The following is a 21,289-nucleotide window of genomic DNA, read 5'->3' as shown; positions in this document are numbered from 1 at the left end:
CGCAATGAAGTTTCATTTGATGCAAACAGGTGTAATCGGTCGTCGTTATGAGCTGGAAGCGGGTATGGCTGGGCAGCGTCCTGAGTTGTATCAGCGCTTTCTATCCGAAGTGCGTGATTACGTTCGTCTGGCGGATGAGCTTGGTTATGCAGGCTATTGCCAGCCTGAGCACCACCTGCAGATCGAAGGTTTTGAGATCAACAACCATCCCGGCATGTTCAGTCTCTATGTGGGCCTGCATTCCAAGCGGATGAAGGCCGGCATCATGGGGTACACCCTGCCGACCCATAACCCGGTGCGTATCGCCGAAGAAATCGCCACCCTTGACCACATGCTCCAAGGGCGCCTGATGGTTGGTTTCACCCGTGGCTACCATGCGCGCTGGGTCGACTCCTATGCTGCGCGTCCGGGTGTCAGCGCCACTACGCCGGACAACGCCAAGGCCCGCGACGAGCAAGATGCGCTGAACCGCGAAGTCTTCGAGGAGTCGCTGCAGGTCATCAAGAAGGCCTGGGCCAATGACGTGTTTAGCCACAAGGGCAAACACTGGGAGTTCCCGCCAAATGGCGGCTCTGCCGGTCACCCGGCCTATGCCAGCATGGGCAAGGGCATGGATGCAGATGGCATCGTGCGCCAGATCGGCATTGCGCCGAAGTGCTACCAGAGTCCCCACCCGAAAATTTACGGCGGCTTTGCCGGCAGCATGCGCACCGTCGACATGTGGGCCCGGGAAGGCGGCAAGCCAATCGTGCTGGCTTCCGACCTGGACTTTTGCGATGCCCTGTGGACCCGCTATGCCGATACCGCACGCCAGCACGAGCGGGAGGTTGCCCGTGAGGATGTTGCTGCCTGGGGCGGTTTCCTGATGCTGACCGATGACAAGGACAAGGCCAAGCAGTTGATGGCCGAGCATAAGTGGTTCTGGGACAAGTGGTTCATTCCGTTCGGCCAGAAAATGCCGAACGTGCTGATCGGCTCGGCTGACGAGATCGCCGATCAGATCGGCCGCGCCCACGACCGCCTGGGCTTCAACGAGCTGTTCCTGATGTTCGGTCAGGGTCACCTGGACCCGGAGCAGAACAACGAGGAACTGGAAAAGTTTGCCAGCCTGGTGGCTCCTCGCTTCGCGACCAAGGATGCCGAAGGCACGCTGGTTTAACACTGGCCAGTGCACAGTTGAAGCAGGTCGGAACTAGTCCTACCTGCTTCGATTGTAACGACCTGATCAGCCCGAGATGCCGTGAAGGTATTAAGGGTGAACGCAACGCGAATTTATCTGGAGTTGCATCATGAGTGACGTCACCACAGAGAACGTACGAGACGCGATCGATCCGCAATGGTTCAGAACCGTTCTGGGCCAATATCCCACCGGCGTATGTGCCATTACTGCGATGGATCAGGACGGTAGGGTGTCGGGTATGGCAGTTGGGTCGTTCACCTCGGTATCGCTTAATCCTCCTTTGGTGGCGTTTCTGCCCGATCGCAGTTCCACCAGTTGGCCGAAGATTGAGTGTGCCGGTAAGTTCTGCGTCAATGTGCTAAGTAATCAGCAACTGGGTGTCTGTAAGCGCTTTGCTTCCAAAGCGGAAGATAAATTTGCCGGGCTGGAATACGAGCTATCAAACAATGGCTCCCCAGTGCTTGCGGGCGTGGTGGCCTGGATCGATTGTGACTTACATTCCGTTCAGGAAGCAGGTGATCACTATATCGTCATTGGTGCAGTTCGTGAGTTGCAAATCGAGTCCCAAGATTCTGCTCTGCTTTTCTACCGTGGCGGATATGGTGGTTTTGCATCGCTGTAAATTGAAACTAGCAAGTTGCTGCATGTCGGTTATGCGCAAGGCTCGGCCGAACCTTGGCAAGATTGCGCGAAACTCGTTTGAGTCGCGTAATCTAGGTGCGAGTAATGTTTACCGGAATTATTGAAGCGGTTGGTTTGATAGGCTTGATCGAGCCCTGCAATGGTGATCTGAGGGTCTTCGTTCTGACTGGGACGATGGATTTGAGTGGTATGGCGCTAGGGGAAAGTGTCGCGGTCAACGGTATCTGTCTGACAGTCGTCAGTTTGCTGCAGGATGGTTTCTGGGCTGATGTCAGCCAGGAAACGCTTAGCCGCAGCAGTCTGGCGGGGCTGCGACACGGCGATCGTGTCAATCTGGAAAAAGCGCTTAGGGCGGACTCGCGGTTGGGCGGTCATTTGGTCAGTGGACATGTCGACGGACTCGGCAAGGTGGTTTCGCTGTCACGTGACGCGCGCTCATGGCTGATTCGCATCCAGGCGCCTGCAGCGCTCACCCACTATATTGCGGAAAAAGGCTCGATTACCGTAGATGGTGTCAGTTTGACGGTCAACGCGGTGGCAGTCGACTGCTTTGATCTGAATATAGTGCCGCACACCATGCAAATGACCATCATGTCCAACTACCAAATCGGCCAGCAGGTCAACCTCGAAGTTGACCTGATTGCACGGTATCTAGAACGCCTTCTGGCCGGTCGTCAGCATGAAAGACCGGGCGGAGAGGGTGGGCCCCCTTGGAACTTTGCAAGTGTTTGTAAATGCGGGCTGAATCAGGCAACTCATGATGCGCCGGCAGTGTGAAATTCTGCCCAGCAATTGATCAACGTTGTTGTTGACTTTTGTCGATCGCGGTACCATCTTTTGGTATTTAAACGGTGCCGAGCACATAATTAAAAGCGTGCAGAAGGCTGCCAGAGTAACAACTGCCTTCTGTCCGTAGTGGAGGACGCTCAATGACAAAAACAACAGAATGGTTTGAGGTTTCCCCAATAGGCGACCTCATCGTACGAGGGGCGCATTTGCAGCCAGCACGGGATGCGGTCGTTTTCCCTGAGGAAAGACGCACCTACCGGCAGTTGTGTGACAACGCCATACAGGTGGCCCGCGGTCTTATAGCTCTTGGAGTTCGTCCCGGTCAGCATGTTGGGCTGATGTCCGCCAACAGCCCTGAATTCATTGAAGGTTTTCTCGGCGCGGTGATGCTCGGGTGTGTAGCGGTGCCGATCAATGCCCGGCACAAGGCCAGCGAGATTGGCTATATCATCGAAAACGCCAACCTTGTCGCTTTGCTGACTACTGCAGACGACAGCGAGTACACCAATTTCACTGCGCTGTTCTGCGATGCATTGCCCTCATTATCTAAGGCTGAGAACCCGGCAGCCTTGGTCCTGCCAGAAGTACCCTGCCTGCGTAGTACCGTGTTGCTCAAGGGCGAGTGCCGTAAGGGGTTTGTCGGACGTTCGGAATTCGATCGTTTGGCACAGAGCATCAATGCGAACCAGGTGCATGAGGCTCGCTTGCGCGTGCGTATTCGCGATCTGGCACTGTTGGTCTACACCTCTGGCACAACGGCCAACCCCAAGGGCTGCATGCTGACCCATGAAGCCATTGTACGCGGCTCGGTGCAGCGTGCCCGTTCACGGTTTGCCACAGACGAACACCATGTTGCCTGGAACCCAGGTCCGCTGTTCCACATTGCAGCGATCGCTCCCTTCCTCGGCGTGATTGGAACCCTTGGCACGTACCTAACCGATACCTTTTTTGAGCCCGGGCGAGCCATTGCCTTGATGGAAAGGGAAGGGGTGAGCATGGCTTGGCCTTGGTTCCCCGCCATCGTACAGGGCCTGCTTGATCACCCTGATTTTGATGTCGGCAAACTGAGGTCGCTGCGCAAGATTATGCTGATCGGCCCTCCTGCTCTGGTCAAAACGGTTCAGAAGACCTTTCCGGACGCTGAGCTCTTCCAAGCCTGCGGCATGACCGAGACTGCCGGTATCTTTGCTCTGACCGACGCCGACGAAACGGCAGAACAGCGCGCCAACACTCAGGGGCGTCCTGCGGTTGGAATGGAGGTACGCGTTGCCAGTCTTGATGGAAACGGCGATGCCGCACCTGGCGAAGTAGGTGAAATTCTGGTGCGCGGCTTCTGCATAATGGAAGGCTACTATCGCGACCCAGTGAAGACCGCTGACACTTTGGACAAAGATAGGTGGTTGCATACCGGCGACCTCTATTTGCGCACTGAGGACGGCAGCCTGGTATTCAACGGTCGCCTCAAGGATATGCTCAAGGTCGGCGGTGAAAACGTCGCAGCTATCGAGATCGAATCTTACCTCTGTGAGCATCCCTGCGTGGCCATTGCGGAAGTGGTTGGCAAGCCTGATCCGCGCCTGGACGAAGTGCCGGTGGCTTTCGTCGAGCTTAAGCCGGGCAAGACTGTCGAAGCTGAAGAGCTGATCGCCTTCTGTAAAGGAAATATCGCTAACTACAAGATCCCTCGGGCTGTGCATTTCGTTGAGCCGGGTACCTGGCCTATGTCAGCAACCAAGGTTAACAAGCGTGCACTGCGCAGCATGCTGACCGACTAGGCCGCAGCGTAGCGACGGGCGCTGTTGCAACCTGATCGTAGCAGAACCGAACGGAGTATCTGGATATGGAGCAGAGTAGCGAATGTTGACACTCGAAGAGATCGGAACCTACGCAGAGGGCTTTCTCGAGTCCGTGCTGGACGGCGAGCCGTTATCTGATCGGGACGCCGCGCTAATTGGCCTTGCGGTCCGAATCTCACCTTCGGCCCTGGATATGCAGGGGACGCAAGACTATGTGCGGCGGGCATTGGATGCCGGTGCGAGCGCGGCACAGGTGCATGAAGTACTGGTGCTGGTCTCTGGCCTAGGAGTGCACACCCTTATGGTGGGCTCGTCTACTGTGGCCGCGGTTTTGCGTGAGCGGGGCGATCTGTCCATCAGCGCGCCGCTGGATAGCCTGCGCCAGCAGCTTTGGGATCAGTATGTCGGTGATGACCCGTTCTGGGGCAGCATGGAGCAGCAGGTGCCCGGTTTTCTGGACGCGCTGCTCCGTCAGTCGCCCGAGGCCTTTGAGGCATTCTTCAAATACTGCGCGGTGCCCTGGAAAACCGCGGCACTGCGTGCGTACCTCAAGGAGCTGATTTCCTTGGCGGTGGATGCCGCACCATCGCATCGCTTCATGCCGGGGCTGCGCCTGCACCTGGCCAATGCAGTGCAGTTGGGCGTTGGGCGCAAAGCTATTCTGCAAGCTCTGGAGATTGCCGCGGATGCCCCGCTGCACCGAGGGATCGCCTAAGTCACTGTTAGGAACGGCGGAAGAGGGTGCCGTAGGTGCGCAGCGATAATAAAGCCCAGATACTGACGTCTGACGCTGGTTTCTGGTGGTAGATCGAAGCACAGGGAAGTGATCGCCGGACCTGAACCGCCATCTGTTCCCTACGCGGAAGAAGGCGAGGTCATGTCATTTGCGCCGTCAACGGCCGTTCCACGCGCATTTGTGCTGTTCGGGGAGGGGATATTCAGCCTGCCGCACACCATGTACCTCTTTAGGGCGATGCGGTGCAATGCTTGTTGGGGATCGATCTGGGCAGAGCATGCCTGATTGGCTTTTGATGAGCGGGTGCACAGGCCCATGAATCGATGAGCCTTTTCAGGACTGCGAACAGGGTGTTATTCGGCGAGATTGCTTTCAATTTCGATGAGCTCCGCTGGTCAGCAGCCATTGGGTGCTGACTGCCATAACCACTGTGGAGCGCAAGCGCGGCCGGAGTTTTTCCCTGTTTGCCCGCATCCCACTGGAATTGTGGATTCCACGCCATTCGGACACTCAGCCCGCGCTGATCCGGACATCTGTTCCACAATCATTCTGACAGGCAGTCTGTGCGCAGCGACGCAGGGTTGGCATCGTTTGTCGTAGCTGCCCGGCGGCGTCAATCTCCGCGGCTACTTGCGCATCGACTCGCCTTTGAGCCGGATAAGATAAACGCTCCAGGAGACATCTTTACTTCGAAAAAAGGTGACCGATGGTGGTGTAAATCCTGTGTGACTACCTGCCGGAGAAGTGTCCGAATGGTCGCAGAATCGGTGTTCGGATGCGCGTTAAAGGGGGAAGAGTCAGCGCGGAATCCGCAAAAGCACGCCGTAGGTACTATCCGCAAGACAAGATTTGCTGATCCGGTTGCCCACCGCTGAAGGATGACCCCACCCCGATTCGCAGGGATGGCTGGACCGTCAACGCGCTAAGGCTGGGGGTATGAGCCGGTCAATAAAGGCTCGATTCTTCGACATTGTATTTGCCGAATCGCGAGGTGACTATGTTGCTGAGTGCTGCCCGCACAGTACCTCACCTCACCTCACCTCACCGCCCGCTACTGAGTGCCTCGGTAGGTGTTATCGAGGCGCCGCCTGAGCCGCCTGAGCCGCCTGAGCTGCCCGGGCCGCGAGAGCGCTGAGTGCGCTCGCGTCACCACGTGTCGATGAAGGGGCGCCTCTTGCCCTGCCTTGGCCCCACCGTCTTTAACGACTGCAGGCAACGTGCAAGCCACTGGCGTGATGTGGCCGGATCGATGACGGCATCAAACTCAAGCGATGCGGCGACACTGCTGGCCTTCCCGCGCTGGTAATAGTCATTGACCAACTTGTCGAACAGGGTCTTCCGTTCCTGCTGGTCGGCAATGGCTTCCAATTCGTCGCAATAGGCAAGTCTGACCGCGCCTTCAAAACCCATACCGCCAAACTCGCCGGTCGGCCAGGAAGCAATGGACAGCGGTGCGTGGAAGGAACCGCCGGTCATCGCCATGGCGCCAAGACCATAGCCCTTGCGCAGTATCAGACTGAATAGCGGCGTGGCCATATTCGCGGCTGCTGCGAATAGCCGGCTGGAGTGGCGCACAAGCGCTGTTTTCTCGCTCTCCGGACCGACCATGAAGCCGGGGGTATCGCACAGGCTGAGCACTGGCATATCAAAGGCATCACAGAGTTGAAGGAAGCGCGAGGCTTTGTCTGCAGCATCGGTATCGATGGCCCCACCGAGGATCTGCGGATTGTTGGCTATCACTCCAAGCGGACGCCCTTCAATGCGTATGAGTGCGGTGATCATATTGGCGGCAAACTGCTCGCGCAGCTGTATGGCAGAGCCGCTATCCGATAGCGTCTCGATCACGGACCACACGTCATAGGAGCGCAGGCGGTTGTCCGGCACGCTGTGGCGCAACCCTCGCTGGTCAGCAGATTCCCAGTGCTCAAGCGACCCCTGAAAATAACCCAGCAGCTTTTTGGCTAGCGCGGTGGCCTGCGCCTCGTCATCAACCACACAATCTACCACGCCGTTCTTAGCCTGCAGATTGACCGGGCCAATGTCCTCCGGCGCATACACACCCAGTCCCGCGCCCTCGATCATTGCTGGACCAGCCATGCCGATATTGGCATCCCGGGTGGCAATGATGATGTCACTGCAGCCGGCCAGCACTGCATTGCCGGCAAAGCAGCGACCGCTGACGATGCTGATGCGCGGAGCCAGACCACTGAGCTGGGCAAATTGCAGGAAGCTGGGCATGTTCAGCCCGGTTGCCCGGGTAGCATCGTCGTTGTCCCCTGGCCGGCCGCCTCCCCCCTCGGCATAGATGATCAGGGGAATTTCCAGCTCGTTGGCGATACCGAGCATGCGCGACAACTTCTTGTGGCTCATGATGCCCTGTGTGCCGGCCAGTACGGTGTAGTCGTAGGCCAGCACCATGCACCGGGCTTGTGGGGGCTGGAACTGATTGCCATTGACGCTGGCAACCCCTGCGATCAGACCGTCCGCTGGTGTCGAGATGGCCAGTTCCTGTTCGGAAAAGCGGCTGCGCTGGGCGGCAAATGTAAGGGCCCCATATTCAATGAAACTGTCTGCATCACACAGGTCTGCTATGTTTTCGCGAGCAGTGCGCTTGCCTTTTGCATGCCGGCGCGCCACTGCCTGAGGACGCGACGCATCCTGGCCGAGGGCGTGGCGTGATAGGACCTCGGAGAGGTCCGCTCTGGCCGTGTCCAGGTCAACCGCGTGTAGCGATCCGCTATCGATCGAATCGACATCGGCCTCTTGAAGATAGAGCAGGGCTTGGTTTGCGGTAACGGCCGAATGCATGTCCACACTGACGCGACGGATAATCCCGCTAGCTGGCGCGCTGATTACATGCTGCATCTTCATGGATTCGATCATCGCCAGCGCCTGCCCCTTGTGCACCGGCTGGTCCTCGGCGACATGCAGTTCAATCAGCAGGCCGCTCATGGGGGCGGTAATCATTCTCAGACCATCCAGAAAATGCTCATCTGGATGTGCTGTGGGAGCAGGACCGGATGACTCGGTAAAGAACTGCTGTGGATGCTTCTGGCTCGGACTGCGAATTAGCTGCCCCAGGTGCTCATCAATAAAGCGGGTATACACCTGGCTCTCGACCACCGCAGGGTGGCAAAGCAGGTTCTTGAGAAACTCGATATTGGTTTCGACACCTTGTATGCGTGTTTGACAAAGGGTGCGATAGACGCGCTGAGCGAGCTCGCTGAAGCTTCCGGAAGGGCTGTGCACAATCAGTTTAGCTAGCAGCGAATCGTAGCGGGGATTGATGCTGTACCCGGCGTAGCCAAAACTGTCGACTCGAATGCCGGGGCCGCCCGGCGGCTCGAAGATGCTGAGCGTGCCGCCACTCGGCAGTACACTGCCGTCGGGCTGCATGCTTTCCATATTGATGCGTAGTTGCATGGCAAAACCCTGCGCAGGAGGAATGTCCGCCTGTTGCAGATGCAGGCTGCGTAATGTCTCGCCGCCGGCCAGGCGCAATTGCGCCTGCACCAGATCAATCCCGGTGACGGCCTCGGTGATGGTGTGTTCCACCTGCAGTCGCGGGTTGGCTTCTATGAAGAAGAAGCGACCGGTTTGCTCATCGAGCAGAAATTCGAAGGTGCACAGGCTGCTGAGGCCAACTGTGCGGGCCAACCTGAGTGCGGCATCAATCAGTGCTTCGCGTAGGTCGCTGCTGAGCGACGGACTCGGGGCAATTTCCAGCATCTTCTGGTGCTTGCGTTGCAGGCTGCATTCCCTTTCCCACAAGTGGCTCACTTCTGTGCCGTCACCGATCACTTGCACTTCTATATGCTGTGCGCGGGCCACCATTTCCTCGATGTACAGCTCATGATCGCCAAAAGCTGACAGAGCCTCGGCGCTGCACTGATGGAAGGCTTCTTCCAGCTGATTGGCATCGCGCAGTATTCGCATGCCACGGCCACCGCCACCGGCAATCGCTTTGAGCAGCGCTGGGTTTCCCGCTGGCAAATTGGCAAGAAAAGCGCGAGCTTGCTCTAGATCGATTGCGCCGTCGGTTCCAGGAATAACCGGAACTGCGCACTGCTTGGCCAGCACTCTGGCACTGGCCTTGTTGCCAAGTCTGGCGAGGACATCCGCAGACGGGCCGACAAAGCGGATATTGGCGGCTTCACATTGTCTGGCAAATTCCGGCTGTTCACTGAGGAAGCCGTAGCCGGGGTGGATGGCATCACAGCCATGCTGGCAGGCCAGGGAAATCAGTTGCTGCACATCCAGATAGGCCGCTACGCCAATACCTTCGAGGGGAATGGCCTGGTCGGCAATACGCGTATGTAGGCATCGCGCATCATCTTGCGGGTACACCGCGACGCTTCTGATACCTAAGTCGGCTGCGGCACGGGCAATACGGATGGCCACCTCTCCGCGATTGGCGATCAGAAGCTTGTTGATCATGTTTTGCCCTTCTTAATACAAAAAAAGGCCGAACGCTTGGCGCCCGGCCCCGGTGCACTTGGGTAGACTTAGCGTCCCTTCCATTCCGCTTTACGTTTCTCGACAAAGGCGTTACGGCCCTCGAGTACATCTTCGCTGGAGGCATATTCCTCGATCGACTCGAAACGGGTTGCCAGAGCAACTTCAAGCGGGTAGTCGAGGCGGCTCATTGCCGCGTCTTTGGCGGCTTGGTTGGCTAGAGGGGAAGCGGCCGCGACCTTTTCCGCCCAGCGCATGGCTGCTTCGGCAAGGTTGGCCGGCTCGACCACTTCATTCACCAGGCCATAGCTGAAGGCGTCCTGGGCGGACATGCGATCCCCGGTCAGGATCATGGCCATGGCAATGCGCTGCGGCAGCTGACGTATTGCGCGGTGAACGACGCCGCATTCGCCGATAATGCCGGCCTTGGTTTCCGGCAGGCCGAATTGAGCATTGTCTGCTGCAACGATGATGTCGGCACACAAGGCCAGCTCGAAACCACCGCCTAGCGCATAACCCTGAACAGCGGCAACCAGTGGCTTCTTTAGTTTCACCAGCGGGCCACCAATACCGGTCAGACCACCACCGACAGCCATGCGCGATACACGTTCAGTACCGCCACTGATATCACCGCCAACACAGAACGCGCGGTCACCCTCTGCAGAGAGCACGGCGACCCAAACTTCCGGATTGTTGTTAATTTCATGCCAGGCTTCAAACAAAGCCTGATCCATATCACCATTGATGGCGTTCAGAGACTTGGGACGGTTCAGCCGTACGTGAGCAGTATGGCCTTCAATGTAGAAGTCGACGTTAGACATGGCTCTTATTCCTGTATTTTTTTCGCCGGGGTCAGAGGGGTCGTCCGCTCTGAGCGGTAGAGTTTTATCGACTCCTTCAGACCTATTTCGGCAAGCTTCTGTTTGATTTCCAGCACCGAGGGCGCCACGTGTAGCAGTGCGTCCATCTCGGCTACCGCAGCTCCGGCAGAACGGAAGCCCATCGCTTCGGCGGCACGGTTGATGGACAGCTTCTTGATTCGCAGAACTTCGGGTGGTGTCAGGGCAATGCGCTCGGCGAGACTTTCGACACACTCAATGAGCTGGTCTGGGGGCACGCTATGATTGGCCCAACCCCACTCGACTGCAGTTTTCCCATCAATGCTGTTGCCAGGTACGAAAGCTAACTCCTTGGCCCGCTTGGCTCCCACCAGTGGTACCCAGAGGGGGGCAATGTAGCCGCCCCCAATCGGGATCGTCGGCTCACCGATCTTGGCGTCATCGGTCACAACGGTGATATCCGCATACACGCAGATCTGTGTGGCCCCCGCGATGCAGTACCCGTGAACAGCGGCGATGATCGGTTTGGGGTGATCCCACATCGCAACATAGCGGTCCACATTCCGGCGCAGACGTTCCCGATCAGCGAGCGGATCGGGTACGAGACTGCCGTAGCCGTTTGCCTTACCAACTTGGCCTATGTCGTAGCCAGCCGAAAAACCGCGTCCTTCTCCCCGTATACCAATCACAGGGCCGCCTTCAGTTGCGAGACGCTTAAGGGCATCAGAAAACTCGTCGAGCAATTCGTTTGACAGCGAATTAGCACTGTCAGGCCGATTGAGAATCAGCCAGGAAATTTTCTCCCTGTGCTCGATGCGGATGTGTTCATACGGGTAGGAAGACGCGGCGTTCATATCAGCTGCGTCCAATCGGCAGGGTTTTCTTCACATGGAAGTCCTTGTCGCCGGTCACGCGCAGCTCGCGGCGCTTAAACTGCCATTTGCCATCCGTGCGCACGATGACATCGTGATACTGGCCCCACACATGGCTGTCAGGCATATCACGGTTGTAGCGGTGCCATGCATAGAGAACAGAGCGCACGGTGGCTTCGTCCGGACCGGTGAAGTCGACGACGATATTCGATACATGGTGGCTAGTGGCTTTGAAGAAGGAGCCAACGCCTTCAAGAGTCTTGGCGTAGGCTGCGCGTCCCTGTGCGCCGAAGCCGCCGGGGCCGTAGATGACCTCACAGTCTTCGGTGAATAGGGCAGCCAGCTCGGCTGCCTGATTCATGTCGAGATGGAAGGCATAGGTGAACAGCAGGCGCTCAATGGCCTGGGTGTCGATAAGTTGTTGCAGCTGGGTTTCTTGGGTCATGTTGTTCTCCTCAGTCAACGTTAGAGTTGACTGATACTATTTATTTGTCAACGCGAGTGTCAACTTTCATTTCTTGCTTTCTGTCGGGGCGGCCCGCGCATCCCTTGGCGGCAACGATCCCTGATGCTGTGGCCGGGGTTAGGCGGTGCGGGTAGGGAGGGCTTGATGGAGGTGTTTGAGTGGCTGGGGAATGGCACCTCCGGTCATTCCTTCTATGCTGTCATGTGTGGAGTAGACAGGCTGAAGTGTTCTATTCGGGTGTCTGGTGGCAGTGCTGCCAGCTTCTGCGCTTGTAGCGATGTGTCCGAGAGCTAGAGGCCTGTCATGCCAGCTACTTGGTGCAGATGGGCTTGTAGCGTGAGCGGTGCCTACGAGGGCCGCTAAGTCCAAGCGCTAAGCCAATGCCTGTCAGTCTGTAAGGCGCCGCGTTCTGTGGCGTGAGCGCGCTGCGTTCCGCTGGTGCTTACATCTTCTCGGCCTGATTGCAGGGCATCGAACGACATGAGTTGAGGATCGTCGGCCGATGAAGTCTTCGTCTTGGCATCGTTCAGGGCCGCGTAAGCTGCCGAGCCCTGCTCGCAAGCGCAGTGGCATAGCAATGAGAAAGGGCATTGGCGCTGAACGGATTCCGGTTCTGGTCGTGCGCAGTGTCGGAGCGGGCGGCCTGCAGACTTCTATTTGGTGAAGCAGTCAATGGCGCACCACATAGGTGCTGCCTTGCGGCCATTATTCGACTCGCGCAGGGTTCTGCGAATCGATAGCGCAGTGCTCCACTGCGGGCTGCCAGGGCTGAGGGGGGGTACTCGCCACCGCCGTAGTTTGCGCCAGAAGCGTCGTATTGCCGGTGCTTACCTTATCAAGAAGGTCTGCGCTTATGACAGTCGTCTGAAGGCCTGGATGATTCGCTTCCAGGGGGTAAGGACGAAACACTTGGCCAATTGCCTGGGCTGGAAACGTTTGGTCGAGAGCTATGGGAAGCCACATAAACCCATTGATTTACATGAAGTAATTCCCCGATGTATGTCCCTTTGGGCAGCTAACGCCATAGCCTTCCTTCCCCCTTCATACGCTTTGCGCGTCTCGGCAGCGCGACCGCTCCACCGTCAGCTGAGAGGCATCTCCCACCTGAATTGCGTTGGGAGAGGGAGTTATCAACGCTGGAGTTGACGAGGAGGTGCTCGAATGGTATATCAACGTCGGAGTTGAAAAAGTGAGGTAACGGTTGCGATGGGGTTGGGCGCAATCCAGAGGAGAGTGGTGACGTACTGAAGCGCAGGCTGGCGTGCTGTTGGCCAGTAAAGGTCCGTGGACAGGAGAAGCAGAAATGCAAAAACAACAAAAAGAAATTGCAAGGTTTGGCAAGATTCAGTTTGGTCAAAAGAAGCTGAGAGCAGCGATCGCCCTTGCGACGATTTTCTCATCTGGTGCATCGCAGGCAGTCACTCTGAAGGCCGACCAGGACTGGACGATCAACTTCGATACGTCCCTGCAGTGGCTCGCAGGCTGGAGGGTTGAGGGGCGCGACGCGCGTATCGCGAACAATCCGAATAACCACGCCGCCGATCACAAATTTGATCGCGGGGAAATGGTTACGAACCGTGTTCAGGGATTGTTCGAGTTGCAGGGTGTCTATCAGGATAACTATGGTTTTCGTGTGTCTGCTTCGGCTTGGAATGATTTTGCTTACGACGATGATGTCGAAGTACGTCCGGGGTACCTGCCGACCTATAGCGATGGCAAATACAGCAGCCATACTAAGAAGTACCACATCCGTGGTGCTGAGTTGCTTGATGCTTTCGTTTTCAGCAACTTCGAAGTCGCTGACCACAACGCATCTGTACGGCTAGGTCGCTTCAGTCAGCAGTGGGGTAACGCAGTATTCTTCGGTTACTCCGGTATTGCGTTCGGTCAGCATCCCGTTGACTTCATCAAGGGGTTTTCTCAACCTGGCTCTTCCGTCAAAGAGTTGATCCTGCCGCGTACGCAGGTCTACGGCAGTTTCGATATCAATGATGAACTGTCAATCGCCGCACAGTATTTTCTCGAGTGGCGTCCCAATCGTTTCCCCGAAGGGGCTACCTATCTGGCGCCTGCCGATATTCTCTTTGAGGGGCCGGATGTCGGCGGTAGCGTAGTGCCAGGCGCTGTTGTTGGTAAGAGCGATGATCCAGATGATATCAACGGCAACTTCGGTGTCCGCTTGGACTGGACTCCGGCCTGGGCTAATGGTGATCGCATTGGCTTTTATTATCGCCAGTACGACGAGCCGGAACCTGTTGCAACTCTGAACTTCCCTCAAGTTGAATTGAAGTACGCCGAAAAGTCAAAAATGTACGCGATGTCCTACGAGACCGCGATTGGGGCTAACAGCCTCGGCTTCGAAGTGAACTATCGTCAGGATACCGCGTTGCAATCCGTTTTCCCTTCCGAAGTGGCGAAAGGTGACTTGGTTAACGTGTTGGCTAACTCTTTGATCAGCCTGCCCGGCAACTCACTCTGGGACGCGGCGACCGTCCTCGGTGAAGTGACCTACACGCATCTGACTAAAGTGCATGACAAGGACATCTATAACGGTGAGGGTTATGCCTGTAAAGGTAACAGGAGTGATGGCTGTGGTACAGACAATGCAGTTGCAGTTGCGCTGCTGTTTGAACCGTCCTGGCTGCAAATCCTTCCATCCACTGACATAAGTCTGCCGATTTTCGTCCAGTATGGAGTTACCGGAAATCCGGCCTATGCAGCTGGGGGGTTTTATGCTGAGGACTCCGTCATTGCCTCTATTGGCGTGAAAGCAGCTGTGGCCCAAAAGCATTATTTTGCTCTGCAATATCAGGACTACTACTGGAATCCCACTGGTCGCATCGTTAACGGTGCACCTGGCGGTGATATATATGCAGGTGGTAACGGTCCCACTGGTCTGAATGACAAGGGCTGGGTATCGCTTTCCTACAACACCTCGTTCTAAAAGAGGGCCCAGCCTAGCGAGTCAAGCATCCAGTAATACTTACAAGCCTTACAGACACACTTGTTCCGATAATCACAAGAAGGAAGACAGCCGTGCTGAAAAAAACAATTATTGCCGGGCTGGTGCCTGCCCTGGCACTGTGCTTCGTAGGTAGTGCCTTGGCTGCCGTATCGGCAGAAGAGGCCAAGCGTCTTGGTGCGGATCTGACCCTGCATGGCGCCGAAAAGGCCGGTAATGCAGATGGTAGCATTCCAGAATACACAGGCGGACTGCAGCCGGTTCCTGGCTACAACCGGGACACGATGCAGACTTATATCAATCCTTATAAGGATGAGAAGCCTCTGTTTTCCATTACGTCCGCCAATATGGAGCAGTATTCGCAGTTCCTCACCGAAGGTACTAAGGCTACGCTGCGTAAGTATCCCAGCTACAAGCTCAATGTGTACCCAACCCACCGTTCGGCGCGTTATGAAGACTGGGTACTTAAAAACACTCAGGTGAATGCGACGACTGCCGAAATGACCGGCGAGAACACGGGCGATGGCATTAAGGGGGCGGGGCCTGACGGTCTACCCTTGCCGGGTGTTCTCTTCCCGATCCCGAAGAATGGCTATGAGGTGATGTGGAACCACAAGCTGTCCTTTGCCCCGGCGATCATGCACCAGCACAACCAGGGCTTCGTGGTTGACTCCAAGGGCGGTGTGAGCGTGCTGTCCACCCCAAACCAGTACCACATGCGCCCCTGGTATGACCATAGCGGCAAGCTGCGTCAGGAGTCAAACGGCGCAATTCTATCGTTCTCGGCACTGCAAACCAGTCCGCCGCAATCCGCGGGCGTAACCTTCCTGAACTTCTATCTGCCGACCGCCGACAACGGTGGTCAGCTGGTATGGTTCTACACTCCGGGTCAGCGCCGTGCACGTCGTGCGCCGGACTTTGCCTACGATCTGCCGATCAGTTCTTACGGTGGCGTACTGATGTGGGACGAGCTCTTCGGCTTCGTCGGCCGCATGGATCGCTTTGACTTCAAGTTGGTCGGTAAGGAGGAAAGGTTCGTACCCTACAACGCCTATACCCTGACTCAGGACGTCAATCCGCGTGACGCACTTGGTAAGGAGCACTTGGCTCCGGAAGCCCTGCGTTTCGAAAAACATCGGGTATGGATTGTCGAGGCCGATCGTAAGCCAGGTGCCCGCCATGTATATAGCAAGCGCCGCTTCTATATCGACGAAGATAGCTGGCAGATTGTTGCTCTGGAAACCTACGATAATGCCGGTAAGCTCTGGAAAAACGGTTTCATCGAGAGTTTCCCGACCTACGACGTAGGTGGAGTTAATAACAACACGTGGGCTTTCAATGACCTGGTTTCAGGCAACTACATGCTGATCAATGCCGGTGCTTCACAGCCTGGCTACTGGAACCGTTCCTATACTGCTATGGACGGTTTGCGTATTGCACTTACTCCGCGTGCAGTTGAAGCTCAGGGTGTTCGTTAACAGCTGAAGGACTTCTGGCGGGGGTGTCAACCCCCGCTAGGCTCCAGCTTTCTTGTAAGTAATCGAGTTCACTTCTGCTTACTGTGTGAGTTTTCTGAAAGTCTTTCGTGCACCAATGGCTTTGCTTAAGCAAAGAAGAGAACCCCGTATGAAAAATAAATTGAATAAGCTGCTCAGGGTGTTTGTCCTTCCTTTTGTGGTTTTGTTCGTGTTGGCTTCATCATCAATGGCCGATTTCAAAGATCCTCTGGATTATGGCGCCATTGAACAGAAAAAGCCTCTGAATAAGCCCTTTATTGACAGTGCGAAAAGCGGGCATACATTAGTCGTGGTTGGGCCGCGAGGCTTGATTCTGTATTCCAATGATGGGGGAGGGAAGTGGGCTCAAGCCCAGGTTCCTATACAGAGCGACTTAGTTGCCATTGATATGGTCAACGAGTCAAAAGGTTGGGCAGTTGGGCATGATGGCGTGATTCTCGCCACTACTGATGGCGGCGCCACATGGGTCAAGCAGCTTGATGGTCGAATGGCCAGCGAGCAGTTCATCAAATACTACAGTAAGCGTCTCAAACAGGGCGACAGCAGCGTTGAGAAGGCCCTTGAACTCACCGAGCTCAATTATCGAGATGGTCCGGCCTTACCCTTTCTCGATGTCTGGTTTCGTGACGAGTTGACCGGTTTTGCCGTAGGTGGATTCGGAAACATTGCGCGCACTGATGATGGTGGCAAGACTTGGACACCATGGACGGACCGCATTGCCAATGAATCCGGTTTTCACCTCACTAGCGTCGTAGGCGTTGGTGATGATGTCTTTATCGGCAGCGAGCGTGGAGTGTTGTTCAGGTTGAATGCTGAGCGGCAGTTTTTCGAAATTATTGAAACCGGGTATTCCGGTAGCTTTACCGGAATTACCGGCGCTAATGGGCTGATCATCGCTTATGGCGTGGGCGGGGCGGCGTACCGCAGTACAGATCGAGGCAATACATGGGCGGAAGTCAAGGATCTGCAGGGCTCAACCATCAACGATGCTTTCAGACGGGCCGATGGCAAGGGTTATATATTTGCCAGTCAATCTGGCAAGTTAATCATTAGTGACAAGAACTTTGCCAATCTTGAGGTGATCGACTCCGGCACACCCGTTAGTTTCACTTCGATTCTCGAAGTATCGGATCGTGAGTTGCTCGTTACTGACTTGCAGGGGCTTTCGAAGGTTTCGCTGGTGGATCACAAGATGACCAGAGTCACGTCTCAGGAGTAATGTCAGATGTTAAGTAATAATAAAGCTGCAGCAGGGCCTGGTTCGGATGTGACTGCCGGCACGTTTGACCGCTCATCAGGAGCCTTTCACGAGCGGCTGTTTTTTAACAATCGCATATTGTTTCTTCTGGTCGGAGTTTTTGTAACGCTCTGTTTCGGTTTTCAGAGTGCGAAGCTTGGTGTAAACGCAAGTTTTGAAAAAATGATGCCCTCATCCCATGAGTACATCCAGAACTACCGCGCCTTTGCAAATAACCTGCGCAGTCTAGGTAACGCAGTTACAGTGGTGGTGGAGAACAAGAATGGGTCTATCTACGACGCCGAGTATCAAAAGACGCTGAGCGAGCTCAATGACAGGGTGTTCCTGATCAATGGAGTCGACCGGGCATTCGTACAATCCCTGTGGATGGCCTCGGTGCGCTGGACCGCGGTAACCGCAGAGGGCTTTGACGGCGGTCCGGTCATGCCACCGGATTATGACGGCTCGCCCAAAAGCCTTGAGCAGCTTCGTGCCAACGTCGAGAAGGCCGGGTTGAAAGGCTCCCTTGTAGCTATGAACGAGCGCTCCAGCGCGATGTTCGTGCCCTTGATGGAGCGGGACCCGGTAACTGGTCAACTTCTTGACTATAAGGCTTTTACAGACAGCATCAATGCAATCAACGCAGAATTCCAGAGCCGGGGCGTCGAACTCCATGTCATCGGTTTCGCCAAACTGGTCGGTGACTTGATTTCCGGCCTTATGGAAGTGCTCAGTTATTTTGTTGTGGCTGCCGCGGTCGTATCGGTCATCGTTTACTGGTATTCGCGTTGCTTGACCAGTACCTTAATCGTGGTTGGCACTTCGCTGATTGGGGTGATCTGGCAGTTGGGGATCATGCAACTGTTCGGCTTTGTGCTGGACCCCTTTTCGGTACTCGTGCCTTTCCTGGTTTTCGCCATCGGTGTGTCCCATGGCTCGCAGATGATGAGTGGCATCATTCAGGACATCGGCGAGGGTGCCGATCGCTATGTGGCTGCGCGAATGACCTATAGGCGGCTGTGTCTGGCTGGCTTTGTGGCGCTGGTAGCCGATGCCTTAGGTTTTGCCGTGATCTCGGTGATCGATATTCCTGCTATCCGTGATTTGGCCCTACAAGCCACTGTTGGTGTCGCGGCGCTGATCATCACCAACTTGCTGCTCATTCCAGTGGTACTGTCCTTCACCGGTATCAGTGCCCGCGCGGCCCAGCGCGCTTCGAAGGTTCTGCACGGCGAGCACCTTATGGTCAGGTGGCTCGGTGATCTTGCTGAAAAGCGCGTTGCCCGCTTGGTGCTGATCAGCGTGGCAATTATCACAACTGCTAGTTTCATCCATGGTCAGAAGATAAGCATTGGTGATTCCGGGACCGGTGCCTCCGAGTTACGCGCGGATTCAATTTATAACAAAGATGTAAATTACATCCGCGAAAACTACGGTTTGTCGAAAGATATGTTTGCGGTGATTGTGACGACGCCGGAGGGTGGCCTAGGTAACTTTGAAACCCTGTTGCAAATTGATCGGCTGGAACAGCAGCTGAGTGACTTGCCTGGTGTGCAGATCACCGAATCCGCAGCCAGCATGGCTCGCAGGCTCACTCCGGCAGGCTTTGAGGGCTCGCCCAAGTGGTACACCATCAGTCGTAGCCGCTATATCACCAATGACGCGGTAGACAACGTGTTTACCGCACGTCCAGGGCTGATCAACGATTCTCGTACAGTGGCACCGATCATTGTCTATCTGAGCAATCACAATGCCGAAACCCTGCAGCGCTTGACGCAGGTTGTTGAGGCGTTTGCCGCCGAAAATAACAATGAAGATCGGAAATTCCTGCTGGCCGGCGGCAACGCTGGTGTGGAAGCTGCCACTAATCAAGCAGTGGAAAAAGCCAGCTTCGAGATGGAAGTACTAGTTTACGCAGCAGTAGTTCTGCTCTGCTGGATAACTTTCCGTAGCTGGCGTGCCGTGCTGGTGGCGATTCTGCCGCTGATTGTCGTGACCATTCTATCCAAATCGTTGATGGTCCTGCTGGGAATCGGACTCAAGGTGGCTACCTTGCCAGTAGTAGCGCTGGGTGTGGGGATCGGCGTGGATTACGCGCTTTACATGCTGACTGTATTCCTAGCGTTTCAGCGTCAGGGTATGTCGGTCAAGGGAGCTTACACCAGTGCGCTGGCGTCTACCGGGCAGGTGGTGCTGCTGGTAGGTGTTACCTTGACAGCAGCGGTGGGTACCTGGATATGGTCTCCGATCAAGTTCCAAGCCGACATGGGCCTGCTGCTGGCCTTCATGTTCCTCGGAAATATGCTTGCGGCACTGATTATGGTCCCGGCGCTGTCCGCTTATTTGCTGGCACCTAATAAGGTTGAGCCCGAAGACTCCGTTGGGGTCGAATCAGATAGCGATCTTGTAACTAAGCACGTCGCCCAAATGTCGACCCTGTGAGCTGTCAGGAGGATTAGCCGCTGCTGGCTGTAGCAGGCGTCTAAGGGGGCGGACACGTCAAAAGCAACGTGCCCGCCCTTGTCCGGGCGTTCAGCGATAAAGGTTTGGGCGTTTTTTTTTGCCCTGCAAATCAACATGAATGTTGACATCCGGTGTTTGGTTGTCTGATAGTCAATCGATACGAGCCACAGCAGGAACCGAGGAGGCGCAATGAAGTTTCATTTGATGCAAACAGGTGTAATCGGTCGTCGTTATGAGCTGGAAGCGGGTATGGCTGGGCAGCGTCCTGAGTTGTATCAGCGCTTTCTATCCGAAGTGCGTGATTACGTTCGTCTGGCGGATGAGCTTGGTTATGCAGGCTATTGCCAGCCTGAGCACCACCTGCAGATCGAAGGTTTTGAGATCAACAACCATCCCGGCATGTTCAGTCTCTATGTGGGCCTGCATTCCAAGCGGATGAAGGCCGGCATCATGGGGTACACCCTGCCGACCCATAACCCGGTGCGTATCGCCGAAGAAATCGCCACCCTTGACCACATGCTCCAAGGGCGCCTGATGGTTGGTTTCACCCGTGGCTACCATGCGCGCTGGGTCGACTCCTATGCTGCGCGTCCGGGTGTCAGCGCCACTACGCCGGACAACGCCAAGGCCCGCGACGAGCAAGATGCGCTGAACCGCGAAGTCTTCGAGGAGTCGCTGCAGGTCATCAAGAAGGCCTGGGCCAATGACGTGTTTAGCCACAAGGGCAAACACTGGGAGTTCCCGCCAAATGGCGGCTCTGCCGGTCACCCGGCCTATGCCAGCATGGGCAAGGGCATGGATGCAGATGGCATCGTGCGCCAGATCGGCATTGCGCCGAAGTGCTACCAGAGTCCCCACCCGAAAATTTACGGCGGCTTTGCCGGCAGCATGCGCACCGTCGACATGTGGGCCCGGGAAGGCGGCAAGCCAATCGTGCTGGCTTCCGACCTGGACTTTTGCGATGCCCTGTGGACCCGCTATGCCGATACCGCACGCCAGCACGAGCGGGAGGTTGCCCGTGAGGATGTTGCTGCCTGGGGCGGTTTCCTGATGCTGACCGATGACAAGGACAAGGCCAAGCAGTTGATGGCCGAGCATAAGTGGTTCTGGGACAAGTGGTTCATTCCGTTCGGCCAGAAAATGCCGAACGTGCTGATCGGCTCGGCTGACGAGATCGCCGATCAGATCGGCCGCGCCCACGACCGCCTGGGCTTCAACGAGCTGTTCCTGATGTTCGGTCAGGGTCACCTGGACCCGGAGCAGAACAACGAGGAACTGGAAAAGTTTGCCAGCCTGGTGGCTCCTCGCTTCGCGACCAAGGATGCCGAAGGCACG

General features: G+C 56.1%; 14 protein-coding genes. 10 read left to right on the top strand and 4 right to left on the bottom strand.

The features are described 5' to 3' along the window. The 5 genes from E8E75_RS00200 to E8E75_RS00180 form a co-directional block, all read left to right on the top strand. On the top strand, window positions 1-1,159 hold a 1,159-nt coding region (locus E8E75_RS00200; RefSeq protein ID WP_218649258.1), incomplete at its 5' end, for an LLM class flavin-dependent oxidoreductase. A 130-nt stretch (window positions 1,160-1,289) separates the two neighbouring features. Continuing rightward, on the top strand, window positions 1,290-1,802 hold the full coding sequence (locus E8E75_RS00195; protein WP_179059757.1) for a flavin reductase family protein: 513 nt from the start codon (window positions 1,290-1,292) through the stop codon (window positions 1,800-1,802). Window positions 1,803-1,906: 104 nt separating this feature from the next. Then, window positions 1,907-2,599, top strand: a complete 693-nt coding sequence (locus E8E75_RS00190; RefSeq protein ID WP_179059756.1) for a riboflavin synthase — start codon at window positions 1,907-1,909, stop codon at window positions 2,597-2,599. Window positions 2,600-2,751: 152 nt separating this feature from the next. Next, window positions 2,752-4,386, top strand: coding sequence for an AMP-binding protein (locus tag E8E75_RS00185; protein WP_179059755.1), 1,635 nt, complete (start codon window positions 2,752-2,754; stop codon window positions 4,384-4,386). 82 nt (window positions 4,387-4,468) lie between these two features. Then, on the top strand, window positions 4,469-5,122 hold the full coding sequence (locus tag E8E75_RS00180; protein ID WP_179059754.1) for a carboxymuconolactone decarboxylase family protein: 654 nt from the start codon (window positions 4,469-4,471) through the stop codon (window positions 5,120-5,122). Between the two features lie 1,167 nt (window positions 5,123-6,289). Here E8E75_RS00180 and E8E75_RS00175 read toward each other — a convergent pair. From E8E75_RS00175 to E8E75_RS00160, 4 genes are all read right to left on the bottom strand, one after another. Then, window positions 6,290-9,580: a carboxyl transferase domain-containing protein gene (locus E8E75_RS00175; protein WP_179059753.1), complete on the bottom strand. Its 3,291-nt coding sequence runs from the start codon at window positions 9,578-9,580 to the stop codon at window positions 6,290-6,292. Between the two features lie 68 nt (window positions 9,581-9,648). Further along, a complete protein-coding gene (locus E8E75_RS00170; RefSeq protein WP_179059752.1) occupies window positions 9,649-10,419 on the bottom strand; it encodes an enoyl-CoA hydratase-related protein in 771 nt (256 codons plus the stop codon). Window positions 10,420-10,424: 5 nt separating this feature from the next. Further along, entirely contained in the window at window positions 10,425-11,291 is an 867-nt protein-coding gene (locus E8E75_RS00165; RefSeq protein WP_179059751.1) for an enoyl-CoA hydratase-related protein, read from the bottom strand. 1 nt (window position 11,292) lies between these two features. After that, window positions 11,293-11,754: a nuclear transport factor 2 family protein gene (locus E8E75_RS00160; RefSeq protein WP_179059750.1), complete on the bottom strand. Its 462-nt coding sequence runs from the start codon at window positions 11,752-11,754 to the stop codon at window positions 11,293-11,295. Between the two features lie 1,324 nt (window positions 11,755-13,078). Between E8E75_RS00160 and E8E75_RS00155 the strand changes: the two genes are divergently transcribed. From E8E75_RS00155 to E8E75_RS00135, 5 genes are all read left to right on the top strand, one after another. Further along, window positions 13,079-14,719, top strand: coding sequence for a DUF1302 family protein (locus tag E8E75_RS00155; RefSeq protein WP_179059749.1), 1,641 nt, complete (start codon window positions 13,079-13,081; stop codon window positions 14,717-14,719). A 92-nt stretch (window positions 14,720-14,811) separates the two neighbouring features. Then, window positions 14,812-16,215 (top strand): DUF1329 domain-containing protein, encoded by a 1,404-nt coding sequence (locus tag E8E75_RS00150; RefSeq protein WP_179059748.1) that lies wholly within the window; start codon window positions 14,812-14,814, stop codon window positions 16,213-16,215. 148 nt (window positions 16,216-16,363) lie between these two features. After that, window positions 16,364-17,473: a YCF48-related protein gene (locus E8E75_RS00145; RefSeq protein WP_179059747.1), complete on the top strand. Its 1,110-nt coding sequence runs from the start codon at window positions 16,364-16,366 to the stop codon at window positions 17,471-17,473. 6 nt (window positions 17,474-17,479) lie between these two features. Continuing rightward, on the top strand, window positions 17,480-19,933 hold the full coding sequence (locus E8E75_RS00140; protein WP_179059746.1) for an MMPL family transporter: 2,454 nt from the start codon (window positions 17,480-17,482) through the stop codon (window positions 19,931-19,933). A gap of 210 nt (window positions 19,934-20,143) precedes the next feature. Continuing rightward, the coding region (locus E8E75_RS00135; protein ID WP_179057997.1) for an LLM class flavin-dependent oxidoreductase at window positions 20,144-21,289 on the top strand (1,146 nt) is incomplete at its 3' end.

This window comes from Pseudomonas sp. BN606, from assembly GCF_029873115.1.
GTDB lineage: Bacteria > Pseudomonadota > Gammaproteobacteria > Pseudomonadales > Pseudomonadaceae > Metapseudomonas.
The sequence above is the reverse complement of the archived record's forward strand: the minus strand, read 5'-3'. Positions and strand labels throughout refer to the sequence as shown.

Coding starts and splice junctions, on each gene's coding strand:
- E8E75_RS00195 (WP_179059757.1), top strand. CDS start 1,290: ATGAGTGACGTCACCACAGAGAACGTACGAGACGCGATCGATCCGCAA.
- E8E75_RS00185 (WP_179059755.1), top strand. CDS start 2,752: ATGACAAAAACAACAGAATGGTTTGAGGTTTCCCCAATAGGCGACCTC.
- E8E75_RS00175 (WP_179059753.1), bottom strand. CDS start 9,580: ATGATCAACAAGCTTCTGATCGCCAATCGCGGAGAGGTGGCCATCCGT.
- E8E75_RS00155 (WP_179059749.1), top strand. CDS start 13,079: ATGCAAAAACAACAAAAAGAAATTGCAAGGTTTGGCAAGATTCAGTTT.
- E8E75_RS00165 (WP_179059751.1), bottom strand. CDS start 11,291: ATGAACGCCGCGTCTTCCTACCCGTATGAACACATCCGCATCGAGCAC.
- E8E75_RS00140 (WP_179059746.1), top strand. CDS start 17,480: ATGTTAAGTAATAATAAAGCTGCAGCAGGGCCTGGTTCGGATGTGACT.
- E8E75_RS00170 (WP_179059752.1), bottom strand. CDS start 10,419: ATGTCTAACGTCGACTTCTACATTGAAGGCCATACTGCTCACGTACGG.
- E8E75_RS00145 (WP_179059747.1), top strand. CDS start 16,364: ATGAAAAATAAATTGAATAAGCTGCTCAGGGTGTTTGTCCTTCCTTTT.
- E8E75_RS00190 (WP_179059756.1), top strand. CDS start 1,907: ATGTTTACCGGAATTATTGAAGCGGTTGGTTTGATAGGCTTGATCGAG.
- E8E75_RS00160 (WP_179059750.1), bottom strand. CDS start 11,754: ATGACCCAAGAAACCCAGCTGCAACAACTTATCGACACCCAGGCCATT.
- E8E75_RS00180 (WP_179059754.1), top strand. CDS start 4,469: ATGTTGACACTCGAAGAGATCGGAACCTACGCAGAGGGCTTTCTCGAG.